Source organism: Vibrio sp. C8, from assembly GCF_054051265.1.
In genome coordinates this window covers 377,898-391,337 of the sequence record NZ_JBPAOE010000011.1, presented here as the reverse complement: position 1 = coordinate 391,337, position 13,440 = coordinate 377,898, and the positions used below count along the sequence as shown (strand labels likewise).

The 13,440-nt window shown below is 43.8% G+C and carries 11 protein-coding genes and 1 riboswitch; of the genes, 6 read left to right on the top strand and 5 right to left on the bottom strand.

Annotated elements, in window-relative coordinates; translation table 11 throughout:
• Positions 1-17: 17 nt before the first annotated feature.
• The 4 genes from mukB to cmoM are packed head-to-tail and all read right to left on the bottom strand — an operon-like array spanning position 18 to position 7,345.
• Positions 18-4,478 (bottom strand): chromosome partition protein MukB, encoded by a 4,461-nt coding sequence (gene mukB / locus ACRQQK_RS07795; protein ID WP_457510729.1) that lies wholly within the window; start codon positions 4,476-4,478, stop codon positions 18-20.
• A complete protein-coding gene (mukE, locus tag ACRQQK_RS07790; RefSeq protein ID WP_457510727.1) occupies positions 4,475-5,233 on the bottom strand; it encodes a chromosome partition protein MukE in 759 nt (252 codons plus the stop codon). The genes mukB and mukE overlap by 4 nt, the downstream gene beginning before the upstream one ends.
• Positions 5,214-6,551, bottom strand: coding sequence for a chromosome partition protein MukF (mukF, locus tag ACRQQK_RS07785; protein ID WP_457510725.1), 1,338 nt, complete (start codon positions 6,549-6,551; stop codon positions 5,214-5,216). Before mukF ends, mukE begins: the two co-directional genes overlap by 20 nt.
• 11 nt (positions 6,552-6,562) lie before the next feature.
• Positions 6,563-7,345 (bottom strand): tRNA uridine 5-oxyacetic acid(34) methyltransferase CmoM, encoded by a 783-nt coding sequence (gene cmoM / locus ACRQQK_RS07780; RefSeq protein WP_457510723.1) that lies wholly within the window; start codon positions 7,343-7,345, stop codon positions 6,563-6,565.
• A gap of 89 nt (positions 7,346-7,434) precedes the next feature.
• Here cmoM and elyC point away from each other — a divergent pair, with 89 nt between their 5' ends.
• From elyC to ACRQQK_RS07750, 6 genes are all read left to right on the top strand, one after another.
• A complete protein-coding gene (gene elyC / locus ACRQQK_RS07775) occupies positions 7,435-8,253 on the top strand; it encodes an envelope biogenesis factor ElyC (protein WP_457510721.1) in 819 nt (272 codons plus the stop codon).
• A 145-nt stretch (positions 8,254-8,398) separates the two neighbouring features.
• Positions 8,399-9,046 (top strand): molecular chaperone TorD, encoded by a 648-nt coding sequence (gene torD, locus ACRQQK_RS07770; RefSeq protein ID WP_457510719.1) that lies wholly within the window; start codon positions 8,399-8,401, stop codon positions 9,044-9,046.
• A gap of 280 nt (positions 9,047-9,326) precedes the next feature.
• The gene (gene purR, locus ACRQQK_RS07765; RefSeq protein ID WP_457510717.1) at positions 9,327-10,334 is read left to right on the top strand and encodes an HTH-type transcriptional repressor PurR; all 1,008 of its coding nucleotides are present in this window, start codon (positions 9,327-9,329) and stop codon (positions 10,332-10,334) included.
• Between the two features lie 177 nt (positions 10,335-10,511).
• Positions 10,512-10,610: riboswitch (cyclic di-GMP riboswitch) on the top strand.
• Positions 10,611-10,723: 113 nt separating this feature from the next.
• Positions 10,724-11,311: a TfoX/Sxy family DNA transformation protein gene (locus tag ACRQQK_RS07760; protein WP_457510716.1), complete on the top strand. Its 588-nt coding sequence runs from the start codon at positions 10,724-10,726 to the stop codon at positions 11,309-11,311.
• 177 nt (positions 11,312-11,488) lie between these two features.
• Positions 11,489-12,172, top strand: a complete 684-nt coding sequence (locus tag ACRQQK_RS07755; RefSeq protein WP_457510715.1) for a TVP38/TMEM64 family protein — start codon at positions 11,489-11,491, stop codon at positions 12,170-12,172.
• Between the two features lies 1 nt (position 12,173).
• Positions 12,174-12,485: a DUF7577 domain-containing protein gene (locus tag ACRQQK_RS07750; protein WP_457510714.1), complete on the top strand. Its 312-nt coding sequence runs from the start codon at positions 12,174-12,176 to the stop codon at positions 12,483-12,485.
• Positions 12,486-12,492: 7 nt separating this feature from the next.
• Here ACRQQK_RS07750 and ACRQQK_RS07745 read toward each other — a convergent pair whose 3' ends face one another.
• Positions 12,493-13,299 carry an alpha/beta fold hydrolase gene (locus tag ACRQQK_RS07745; RefSeq protein ID WP_457510713.1) on the bottom strand — a complete coding sequence of 269 codons (807 nt, stop codon included), beginning with the start codon at positions 13,297-13,299 and terminating at the stop codon, positions 12,493-12,495.
• Positions 13,300-13,440 lie beyond the last annotated feature (141 nt).

The window sequence follows — 13,440 nt, the reverse complement described above, 5'->3', positions numbered from 1 at the left end:
TTATTAGGTTTTCGTTATTAACTGAGTTCCTCTGCTAATAACTGCTCTTCAGATTTCGGTTTTTCCGTTTGTCCGAAGCCTCTCAAACCAACAACGTGTACATGCTCATGGTCTTTAAACACTTTACGCACCAGTTTATAGGTTGTCCCCTTCTCTGGGCTGATGTTTTCAGGAGCCGCAATCAGAAGCTGCATGTCTAGGCGATCACACAACTCGAACAACGTTGCAATTGACTTAGAGTCAAGACGCGCTGCCTCATCCAAGAACAGCAGACGACATGGAACGATGTCTTTGCTGCGTAAACGGCGAGACTCTTCTTCCCAGCTTTGAACCACCATTAACAGAATTGACTGACCAGTACCAATTGCCTCACCAGTAGACAGTGCGCCAGATTCCGCTTGCAACCAGCCATCTGAACCACGGCTGACTTCAACACTCAACTCTAAGTAGTTACGGTAATCCAGCATCTCTTCACCCAGTACCTGAGCCGAACGCTGACCCATATCGATATGTGGGTTCACACGTTGGAATAGCTTCGCCATCGCTTCTGAGAAGGTGTAGCGAGAGCTTTCAAACAAGTCTCTGTGTTGTTCGTGATTATCAGAAAGACCCGCTAATAAGATCTCATGACTTTCGCGAACTTTAACATTCAGACGAACGCCTTTCACTTGACCAAAGGCAATGTTTGACAAACCTTGGTTAAGCATACGGATTCGGTTTTGTTCACGCTGAATGGTTTTGCGAATAATGCTCGCCACCGATTCAGAGCTGATAGCCAAACGGTTCTCACGCTGAGTCAGCTCTTCCGTTAGACGCGCCAGCTCCACTTCCATCTCTTCGATAGCTTCAACTGGATCGTCGGTACGAATGATGTCTTGACGAATGCGTTCACGAAGATGCTGGTAAACCGCGATATAGAACAATACTTTACGTTCAGGGCGAGTATTGTCTTCCGACTGGCGTAGCGCATCACGCAGATCTTCATTGTTTGCTACAGCAAGACGCAGAGCACCTAATGATTTATCTGACATAGAACGCAGTTCATCCGCAGACAGATATGCAAGTTCACGTTTATGCAGACGACGTTCTACATCATTTTCACGCGCTAAACGCAGTACAGAACACCAACCCGCTTTCGCATTGACGACGAAAATACGTAAGTCACGGTAGTCTTTTTCAACTTTCTTAAGACGCTTCACCAGCGCTTTCATTTCAAGGTCAGTTGAAGTGATAGTACGTTCGTATTCACTCTTACGAGCTCGAGAAGTATGCAAACGTTCATACAGTTCATCACGACGACGCTGTGCACGCTCTAGAGCACCTTCATCAGCATGAACACCGAACTCTTGCAGTTCTTGCTTAAACTCTTGAACCGTTTCTAGCTTTGCCTGATGCGAGCTCTTCAGCGATGCCAATACCTGATTGTATTGACCAATTTGCGCTTGAGACTGTTTCAGTTCTTCACGAGTGCGATTACGGGTGCTTTCCGCTTGCACTAGCTTCGCTTTCAACTGCTCACTTAATTCACTGCTTTGACTCAACATATCCACTGAGTCTGAATAAGCAAAGTGATGACGACGTTCAACCAAATCAGATAACGCGAAGATCTGCGCTTTCAATTGTTGAAGTTGTGCATCCGCTTGCTGATATTGCTCTTCCAGTGCGTCGAACTGCTCTGGGTCTGCATCCAGCGCGTTGACCACTTTCTCTAGCTCAGCGATGGCTTTTCCATGAGCCGAAATAAAGCTTTTCGATTCACTCAATTGAGCAATCTTTTGCGCGATTTCTTCCACACGTTCCGCTAGAGAATCATCTTCAATCAGCAACATGTTCGGTGCAATTTTATCTAATGCAGAAATCGCTTGTTTACTTAGCTGCACTTGACTGCGTTGTTGTTGATCCTGACTGTCTAACTCAGCCAGAGTACGAGCGATTTGGTTACGTTTATCACGCGCCACTAGAATTGCTTGCTCTGGGTCTGCATCAAACGCCACGTGCAGATGCTTGGCGACAAACTCATTGAAGCTGGTGTATAGACGTTGCAGCTTTTGCGAGTCAAAAGCTGCTTTCGCGTGTTGTTCAACCACTTCTTCACGTTCAGAACGTAACAGTTCCAAACGTTGTTCACGTGCTGCGCGACCAAACAGAGGGATAGCTGGTAGTCGTGAATAGCGGATCTGACGATCATTGAACTGAACACAAACAGCGCCATCCAGTTCTTCAGCATTGAATGAACTGTCGTCGAACGCGTCTACATCACCTTCAATCAGGTAGAGATCTTCAGGACAATCATCCAGTTCAATGAGCTTTTCTTTGATACCAGTAAGGTCAGAAACCACAATCGCGTGACGTGCAGGACCATACATCGCGCTGAAATATGGGGCATCTTCAATGGTGATATCGTCATAGATTTCCGACAGCAATACACCGCCAAGCGTATCTGCCAGACCTTTCAAGCGAGGATCGTTCGAACCACTTGGAGACGCTAAACGTTCAATTTCTTGCTCTAGAACCTCACGACGCTCAGCAAGCTTATCTTTCGCGTTGGATTGGACTTTCTCTTGCTCCAATACCTGCTGCATTTCTGCCATAACAGATTGGCTGTTAGCCAACTCTGCACCGCTTTGCTCACGCAAAATTTCTAACGCATCGTTGGCTTTAATCCAAGCAGGAGCGATAGCTTCAAGCTGAGTGATCTTCTGTAGTTGGTCTTGCTCTAGACGACGCTGTTCACTGCGTTTTTCACGCAGTTCTTCTTGGGTCGATTCTAAGTTTTCCAATACTGCTTGATGGCGCTCTAACTCTTGCTCAACCGCCATTTCATCACTCAAAGTGACGTTGTGTTGTTTTTGGTAGTCATCAACAAGTTTACGAACAGCGGTTTGTTGCTCTAGGCGACGTTCTAAATCTCGTTGCTGCGCATACCATTGTTGTTCGTTTTGCGTCACTTGTTGTGCGTCATTCGCACGACGAATCAGTGTTCTTGCTTCTTGAGCTGCATCTTGGCGTTCAACATTGCCCAACACGCGCTTCACTAAGCTAAACGCATTCTCAAACTGAGACGCTGCCGCAGACGACATGTCGAGTTTGTGTTTCAGAGACAGTAACTCTGAAGTGCGATCTTCCTGCTGCTGCTTAAGCTCTGCCACTTTCGCTACGGCGTTTTCAGCACTGATGGCTTCATCACCCAGTAGCTGCTGCGCTTTATCTAGCGCTTGCAATGCTTGTTGGTATTGCAGTGCACGGGTTTGCTGAACATCCAGTGCTTGTTGGTAATCGGCCAATTGCGTCTTGAGGCTATCCACCTCTTCTTCCGCAACTGTTGCCTGCTCTTCGGCTTCTAATAAGCGCTCCTGAGCTTCCTCAACCACCATCATCTGTTCTTCAAGGCGCATGTTCAGCTCTTCAAGATCATCCTGATAGCGTTCAATCTTCTCTTGCTGGCGCAATGCGTTTTGAACCAGTTGCAGATGGTCCGAAGCACCTTGATGGTCTTGCTCAAGTGCAGACTCTTGCTCTACCAGCATCTCAAGTTCTTCATGCACTCGGTTAAGCAAACTGTTTTGCTCAATCAAGGTTTCACGAGAGTTCATTAACTCTTTACGCAGTTCAAGCGTCTGACCAACCTTGTTACGGCGATCATTGGCATGACGCATGTAGTCAGCCGCTACGTAATTGGTCGATTCAGTAATCAGGTGTTTAAACAGATCGCGGTCGGCTTGAGTTGATTTGATTGCTTCAAGCGTCATGCGGTTTTCACGCAACGCTGATTCCATATCTTGGAACGCTTTCTTAACCCCGCCATTTTGTGGCAATAGGTAGTCACGAAGCGAGCGAGTAATAGCACTTGAAATACCACCGTATAAAGACGCTTCAATTAGTCGGTAGAATTTTGAACGGTCGCCACTGCTGCGCAGTTTCTTCGGCAGAACGCCAAACTCAAACATTTGCGCGTGGTAATCCACTGTAGAACTGAACGCTTTGAAGTGTGCACCTTCAATCGCAGAGACTGCGGCTTTCACATCGTTGATTTGACGTACGCGAGCATGCTTGTCTGACACCGTTTCGATTAGGATATCCGTCGGTTTAATATGACTTGGCAAGCCTTGAATAAGGAATGGTTTGATATCTACTTTCTTATCGCGACCAGCGACCTGTTGCAGCTTAACACCAAACAATAAGCGCTGTTTACGAGAGTTCACCACATCAAGTGCAGCGTAACACGCGCCCGGCTGTAATTTTCCAAACAAACCTTTGTCACGAGACGCTTGAGAGCTTCCCGCTTCTGTCGTATTACGGAAATGCAGTAAACTTTGGTCAGGGATAAGCGTAGTGATAAACGCAGCCATAGTGGTCGATTTACCGGCACCGTTACCGCCTGATAAGGTTGTCACTAAGTTATCAATATCAAAAGTACGAGCAAAGAAGCCGTTCCAGTTGACCATGGTCAGCGATTGATATTTGCCTCTTTCAATCATGCTTCACCTTCCAATTCTGTTTCATCGACTTGCTCTTGATCTATTAGGGAATCCTCGTCTATCTGGTCTTCCTCTAATAAACCTTCATCTAACAAACTATGTTGATTCGGTTCCTGGGTATGCACAACAGCTTCACCATCACGGATAAGGCGTAGTTGTGCTTCACGCATATCGTCACCTACTCGAACATCGGCACCGAAACGAAATACCGCTTCACTGATACTGAATTTTGTGGTTTCACCGATGTTGATGATCATGCCTAGACGACGTAAACGACGAAGGGATGTTCGTACTTTTTCAAACAGTTTCTCTTTATCCAAATCAGAACCGTTCGCTCTATTAGTCACTAACTTCATGAGCTTTTTCTCATCGGTTAGCGCAAGCAGCTCTTCATACAGCTCTTGGTTGGTAAAGATACCCTCGTGAGCCAAACGTTCAGGGCTAAGATAGAGGAAACACAACACCTTACCCACCAGCATGTCCAGTTCAGACAAAATACTGCGGCTGATAAGTGCTGTAGAACGCGGGCGCAAGTAAAAGAAGCCTTCGGGGGCTCGCACCAGTTCTGTGTTGTAACGTTGGTAAAAATGCGCCAATTCCGTTTCAAAATCCGATAGGAATGCGTGATTATCTAAATCGTCGCTGGAAACATGTCGACCCGCGCGCAATGCACTATCCAGTGCAGGGAAAAGCGGATTGCTGATCGCTTTCGCCAGATTCTCTGGCATGTATTCGTTAATATCTGTCGATGACATTTGCTTGTACCTTTGCACCAAAATCGTTGATTGCTTGCCAATCTGGCTGAATCGCGCGGTAGTCCGACTCGGAATATCCAAGTCGAACGGCTTGATCAACAACTATTCGTGCTAAATCAAAATGATGAGTTTTTGGATGCGTGGCGAGGTAGTCGCGTAAAACAGCACCCAAATCAATCGCTTGTCCTTGGTCTTTATGCACTTGCAGCATAGCGCCAATTCTCTCAGCAAGTTCATCGTTTACTTGCTGGAATTCTTCGTACTCAACTTCGTCAGGAACACTACCCGTCACTTCGTCATCGCGAAGCACTAATGCTTCATCACGAAGATCCATCAGACGCTCAGCATCGGCGTAGGTCAAATACCAAGGTTGCTCAAAGTAGTCATTGAACGATTGACGCAGACGTTGGCTAAACGCACGGTTTTGGTCCATATCAATAGCGGTACGAATGAACTTATGCACGTGGCGGTCATAGCCAATCCACAAATCAATCGCCTGTTGACCCCAACTCGTTATACGGTCAAGTTTCATTTGCAAGCCAAATAAAGTTTCTTCAATAAATTCAAGTTCAGGATCGCCGTACACCATTTCCTGAATATCTAAAATCTGAGTTTGAAGATCGTCGCCAGCGGTTTGCAAGGTATCTTGCAGCTCACGCAATGTTGAAGATGTTTCTGAAAGTAGCTCTTCACAGTTATTGATGGCTTCACGCCAATCTTTATTCAGAAGCTCTGCGATTTGCTCTTTTACGGATTGCTGCTGCTCATCCATGACACGTTGGTTTAAATCAATACGGTCAAAGATTTCACCCACAGAGTATTTCAGCACACCGAAAACGTTCTTTTTCCAGTGTCCAACTGAACCACCTTGTTGCGCAGATTCGACCGCTTTTGCCATTTCGTCAGCCAACATAGAGAGTTGGATAGACAGCTTCAGCTTAGAAAACTCTCTGTGACGAACGTAGTAATCGGTTATGCCTATCGCCAGAGGGGACAGGCGATATATACTTGCCCCTTCATTGAGTTCGCTGGTAAAGCGACTGATTAGGCGTTGTTTAACTAGCTCATTAATGGCGTTGTTAGCACGAAAAGCCGATGCTTCACCTGTACCTTCAAACATTCGAGTGACTATAGTGAATGCATCGTGCAACTCACCTTCACCGAGTTCTTCATCAAATCTTTCGTTACTTAGCACTGCGATTGCAATGAGAAATGCGAGTCGCTCAGTCGATAGATTTAATGAGAAATCATGCTGTTTTACCCAGCTAACCAATTCATCAATAGGTTGCTCAACAGCTTTCTGAGTTAACTCACCCATTGTTATTCCTGTTATTGTTTTTTCTTAGCCCATACATGTATGTATCGGCCTAATGAGAGGTATGGCTCCTGACGACAAAATTTGCGTTCTAAAGCCAATACATCATCGTATTGGTATTCGCCCATGTTTTTCACGTTGCCAATATAATCACTGAAACAGCGAATACCCGATTTTCCTTGTATCTCAAACCCTGCGTCCTCTATCCATTGGTACACTTCCGTAGGAAGTAATCCGGTTTGAGGTTGGAGCTTGAATCGTTTTCTATGCGGCATACCCTCTAATACATGGGGAATATTGCCACAAACCGCATTCTTATATACGAGCCCGTGATAGTTGTAGAACATGACAGACGCCATACCACCCGGTTTAACCTGATCTAACAAGTTTTCTAATGCAGATTTAGGGTCTGCTAGCCATTCCATCACGGCGTGAAACATCAGTACATCGACCGGCTCACTCAAATACTCCTGAATATTTTGCACAGGAGAATGAACCAGATGATATTGATCAAGCAAACCATGATTGGCAATATCCTGTTTGGCAAGATTGAGCATTTCAGAAGAAAGATCACACAAGGTGACACGGTGCCCTAGCTTTGCGACCTTCTGTGACATCTGTGCGAGTCCACCTCCTGCGTCAAGAACATGCAATGGAGTTTCTGACTGGTCAAAATTTGTCAACATCTGTGTGAGATCTTCCCAAACAATGACTTGGCGGATTTCACCTTTGTCAGAGCCATAGATGTTTTTTGCAAATTTGTGGGCAATATCGTCGAAATTGCGATCTTCTGTCACGGCGGCTTGAGTTATGATAACGGATTCGTGCTGCTATTTTGTCATAGGAATAGCAGGAATAAAGAGGGTTTCTCCCTTTTTATTATCAAGTGCTGTTTTTTCGGACTATTTTGTTTATGTTTGAGCTGAAAAAGATTGTTTCATCCTTTTTAATGCCCTTGCCAGCGCTGCTGATTGTGGGATTCATCGGCTTAATGCTGATTATGTTTACTGCCAAGCGCAAGACTGGCAGCCTCATTGTTTTATTTTCACTCACCAGTCTTTTCCTTATTTCGTTCCAACCAATATCAACCCGTTTATTGATGCCGCTGGAGCGTCAATACTCTGCTTTTCTTCCTGTGGAAGGAGCAATTGACTATGTAATGGTGTTAGGCAACGGTCATGTCGTTGACGACGATATACCGCCGACATCCGAACTTTCTCGTACCGCTCTAATGCGTTTAGCTGAAGGTATTCGCATTGTTCGCATGTATCCGGGCTCTAAGCTGATTCTTTCAGGTTATGCACAAGGTAGTGAATTTAGCCATGCTCGTATGCTGGCACGTGTTGCTTTGGCACTTGGCATTGCAAAATCCGATATTGTGTTGTTGGAAACAGCAAAAGATACATGGGAAGAAGCAAGACAAGCCGCAGCTTTCGTGCAAAACAGAAAGCTCGTATTGGTTACTTCGGCTAGCCACATGGAAAGAGCAATTAAAGAATTTGAATCGGCTGGCTTAAACCCAATACCGGCACCAACTAACTTCCTAGCGCAAGTCAATATTGCCCAACCTTGGGAAAAGTACACGCCAAAAGCGCGTTATCTGGAACAAACCGAGCGATTCTGGCATGAGACTCTTGGTCAACTTTGGCAGAATCTTCGTGACTATGTCGCCGGTTATGACGAAACAGCAACACAGAACCAATAACCAATCATTCACTCCAATTAAGACCCGCCTAGCGCGGGTTTTTATTTATATCCAAAGCACAATCTTCGAACAATTTAATCAGTAAATTTCATATAAAGCGCAATTATTGCTTAGACTTAGAAAAAGGCTGAATCGGAGTTAAGCGATGAAAGAAATTAAAGCATTCAATGACAAACGTGCTGAGATTTACTGGTGGCTTTCAGGGCTGTTTACTCATGAGCTCACCTCACAAGATTTAGAACGGTATGATTCACCAGAAATTCATAACTTCCTAGCAGGCCTTGGTGAGAATGCGCATTTAGCAGCACCTAGCCAAAAGTTCATTTCTGTCCTCGACTGGCTTCTCAAGCAACAGGATGCCCAAGTTCAAATTGCCAACAGCTTTTTTCATCTATTTTCAAAGTGTGATGAAAACTCTGCACTACCCTATGCGTCACTCTATCTTGATAAATCTAAATATGTTGGCGAGACACCAGAGCAAGCAATTGCTCAGCTCATGGAACAAAATGGGGTTCACGTACAAAAGCAACCAGATGAATCCTATGACCATCTTTCTATCGAATTGGATTTTCTTGGTCACCTGATTATTCGTTCAAACGAATTAGAGAAAGAACCGCATATGGAAAAAGCGCTTCAGTTCCAAGCAGACTATATCCGTAATCATTTACTGAGTTGGGTGCCGGAATTTTCTCTTCATTGTTCAAGTGTGGATAAATTAGGGTTTTATTCATCAATATCCGTATTATTAGTTGCTTTCTTGCAACTCGATTTACAATACCTTACTGGCAACTGATTCTCATCAATAGCGCAATTTAGGCAATGAATTGTGACTACAGTTAAGTTTGCGCCTATGATTTGTCGTTGCGAGCTAACCGTTTGCGGTTTAAACTCAACAGCAAAATATGATGAATCATTATTTAAAACGCAAACCGCTGTTTCAAAGCGGTTTTTGTGTTTTAGTGACTTTAGGCTAGAAGCTATTCAACTTCGCCGCTGCTGAATCTGGCCAGTAATCGGGTTTGTTTGACCTAATAAAATTTAGCTAAAATCAGCAGTCAAAACAGGACAAATCTATGGCTACGATTAAAGATGTTGCTCGCTTAGCAGGCGTATCAACCACAACCGTATCACACGTAATAAACAAAACTCGCTTTGTTGCTGAAGCAACTCAAGAGAAAGTTCTCGAAGCAGTAAAAGAGCTAAACTACGCACCAAGTGCAGTAGCACGTAGTTTGAAATGTAACACTACACGTACTATCGGTATGTTGGTGACACAATCGACCAACCTATTCTTCTCTGAAGTTATAGACGGTGTAGAAAGCTACTGTTACCGCCAAGGGTACACGCTAATTCTGTGTAACACGGGTGGTATTTACGAGAAGCAAAGAGACTACATTCGAATGCTGGCAGAAAAACGTGTTGATGGCATTTTGGTGATGTGCTCTGACTTAACTCAAGAACTGTCAGAAATGCTTGAATCACATGCTGACATTCCAAAAGTTATTATGGATTGGGGCCCTGAAGCGTCTAAAGCTGACAAGATTATCGACAACTCTGAACTGGGTGGTTACTTAGCAACTAAGTACCTCATCGACAGAGGCCACAAAGACATCGCTTGTCTCAGCGGTCATTTGAACAAACTGGCTTGTCAGGAGCGTATTGCTGGCTTCCGTCGCGCGATGACAGAAGCCAATTTAGAAGTGAATGACAACTGGATTCTAGAAGGCAACTTTGAATGTGACACTGCGGTTCTAGCCGCAGATAAGATCATTGCTATGGATAAGATGCCAACCGCGGTGTTCTGCTTTAACGACACAATGGCACTGGGTCTAATGTCACGTTTGCAGCAGAAAGGGGTACGCGTACCGGATGATATCTCTGTGATTGGCTACGACAACATTGAGTTAGCAGAGTACTTCTCTCCACCACTGACAACTATCCACCAACCGAAACGTCGTGTGGGTAAAAACGCCTTCGAAATCCTGCTAGAACGCATTAAAGACAAAGAACACGAACGTCGTATCTTTGAAATGCATCCAGAAATTGTTGAACGCGATACAGTAAAAGATCTGACAAAATAATAAGTTACTCTCAATATGGCCCTAGAACTTCCTTGGGCTTAAGAGATATCTCTCGCAGATTTTTTTATTGGTAATAAAAATAGCAAACATAAGGTTAATTTTTTGAACTAGAATCACATTTAGTGCATATAAATGTGATTCTAATTCAAGTTTTTGATTATTATTTTCACTGTAGTGTCACGCACAGGGCAAACCTTCTGAAAGGATGGGACGCAAAGCCTCCGGCCTAAACCAAACAATGTTCAATCATTACTGGTAGGTAGCGGGGTTGCCGATGGCAAAAATCTATACATGAGTTGACTATTGATTGACATACTCCATGTAATTTTTTGCTATTCTCTCGGACCTGAATTTGGTGGCGTATTAGTTAATACACCGAGACTAACAGCATGGATAAACCAGTACTAAAAGACTCAATGCGACTTTTTGAGCAACTAGGATGTGTGAAATCACGTTCTATGTTCGGAGGGTTCGGCATTTTCATCGACGACGCAATGTTCGCTCTTGTGGTTAATGACCGCCTGCACATTCGCGCAGATGATCTCTCCTCAATAAATTTCCAACAACAAGGTTATGAACCTTACGTTTATAAAAAACGTGGTTTCCCTGTTGTCACAAAATATTTCGCTTTACCTGAAAATGCTTGGGAAGCCCCAGAGCAGATTATTGATGAGGCGAAACAAGCTTTAGAAGCAGCAAAACAAGAACGTGAAACTCAAGCGAAAGCGAAACCCGATCGCCTTAAGGATCTACCTAACATGCGTTTGGCAACAGAACGTATGCTAAAAAAAGCAGGCATCGATTCTGTTGACATGCTTCAACAAAAAGGCGCACTCGCAGCGTTCAGAGCTGTACAAGAAACTCACACCACCACCGTTGGTTTAGAGTTACTTTGGGCATTAGAAGGTGCAATTGAAGGTAAACACTGGTCGGTGATTCCTCAATCTCGTCGTGACGAGCTAATGCAGAAGCTTTGAGTTAAAAACTCACCCTACTTAAAAAGCACTCTTTACGAGTGCTTTTTGTTTTTCTGAAGCTTTCTGTTTTTAACAAAAGGTGAGTCCAGATTGAAATTAAAAATCGACTTTCCCTTTCTTATAAACCATAGATGAAGGACATTTAATAATAATGAGCCGACTATTTGGGAGTAATAGATGAGTCGTAAACTGATACTGGGTTTAATTTTGGTCGCTGTGATTGTTTTTCTCGGTATTGAATTTAGTCAATATTTGACTCTTGAGAATGCAAAAGCACAACATGCAAACCTTTCTCACTACATAGAGCAAAACCTTCTCTACTCAGCGCTAATATATTTTGTTGCCTATGTGCTTATTACAGCTTTTTCCATTCCCGGCGCAGCGGTTGTCACTCTACTCGGAGCCGCTTTGTTTGGTTTTTGGTTTAGCCTTGCCTTAGTCTCTTTTGCAAGCACCATAGGGGCAACACTGGCTTTTCTTAGTAGCCGTTACTTACTTAGAAATTGGGTTCAACAACGTTTCAGTGACAAGCTTAACGCGATAAATGGGGGTATGAAAAAAGATGGTGCTTTCTACCTATTTACACTAAGACTCATTCCCGTGTTCCCTTTCTTCCTTATCAACCTGCTAATGGGGTTAACACCTATTTCCACCGCTCGCTATTACTTAGTGAGTCAGTTGGGTATGCTTCCGGGTACGGCTGTTTACCTTAACGCAGGCACACAACTGGCAGACATAAAGACACTTGCAGGGATCGTTTCACCAACAGTTCTGCTCTCATTCGCCTTATTGGGATTATTCCCTTTAGTTGCAAAATGGTTACTATCTAAACTTCAAAAGAGAGCGGTCACAAGCGAGTAATATGAAAATATTTATCGCTCAGCATCCAGCTGAAGCACATATTGTGTGCGGATTATTACGTCATCAAAACATTCCCTGCGAAGTAAGAGGTGAAACTCTTTTTAGCGTTCGTGGGGAAATTCCTTTTGATGAATCATCTTCACCCTATGTCTGGCTGTTAAACCTCAGCTTTCTAAAACAAGCACAATCCATTGTCCATGACTACTTGCATCCCATAAACGGAAATGAGCCAGAATGGCTTTGTGAGCATTGCGGAGAGAAAAACGAACCACAGTTCGGGTTATGTTGGAACTGCGGCTCAGAGAGCAGTTAGAGAACGATTAAGCTTTCATCGTTACCTGTTTGTTGATGAAGTCGATAGAAACGCGATTAAAAACTTCTGGTTGTTCAATATTGCATACGTGACCGCAATTAGGAATTTCCCAAAGCTCACTTTTTTCATGCAAAGTAACCATATCTTTAACTGGCTGAATAAACATATAGTCACGCTCCCCCATTAAATACAAGGTCGGAATCGGTAACTCTTTGTCACGGAAGCAACGCATCATCGGGTTGATTTCTGCAGTAAGGGTAAACCAGCGCTTAAATTCCTTCTGGCAGAGTTTCTTTGCTTCCCTAACGAATAAATTGCGAGATTGCTTTTGGCTACGCTGCGGCATCACGATGTAAGCAAATAACCGATAGAGCCACATGTAAGGCACAAAGTTTTTACTCATATGCCCGAGTTTAACCAAAATTTGCGAACGTACATTTAAGCGGGTAACTGCGCCACCCAATACCATAGAACTAACTCGCTCTGTGGCAAGCTCTGCAAGGTTGCGAACAATAATCGTGCCTAATGACATCCCAACAAAATGCGCAGATTGAATTTTTAGGTGGTCGAGCACGCGCAGCACATCTAATGTCACTGACTTAAACGTGTAGTTGTTACTAAGCAGATCTTTGATGAGTTGGGGAGATTTACCGTGACCACGTAAGTCAACAAACAACAAATTGAAATGTTGCTTATACGCCTTAACTTGCTTAAACCAAATAGATGAACTACCTCCTGCTCCATGAACAAAGACCACCCATTCCTTACTAGTTGGATGATTGTAAGTTTTGTGAAAAAGCATACTTTGAGGCATTGAACCCACTTAATTTAACGTCAAAAAGATAGCCGAAGGTTAACACAGACCAGCCTTTCAAAGTAATCAGAGTTGTTAAAAAGTAATTCTCTCCTGGAACAGTTCAAAAAAACAGAGCACTAAGGCTCTGTTTTTATTTAC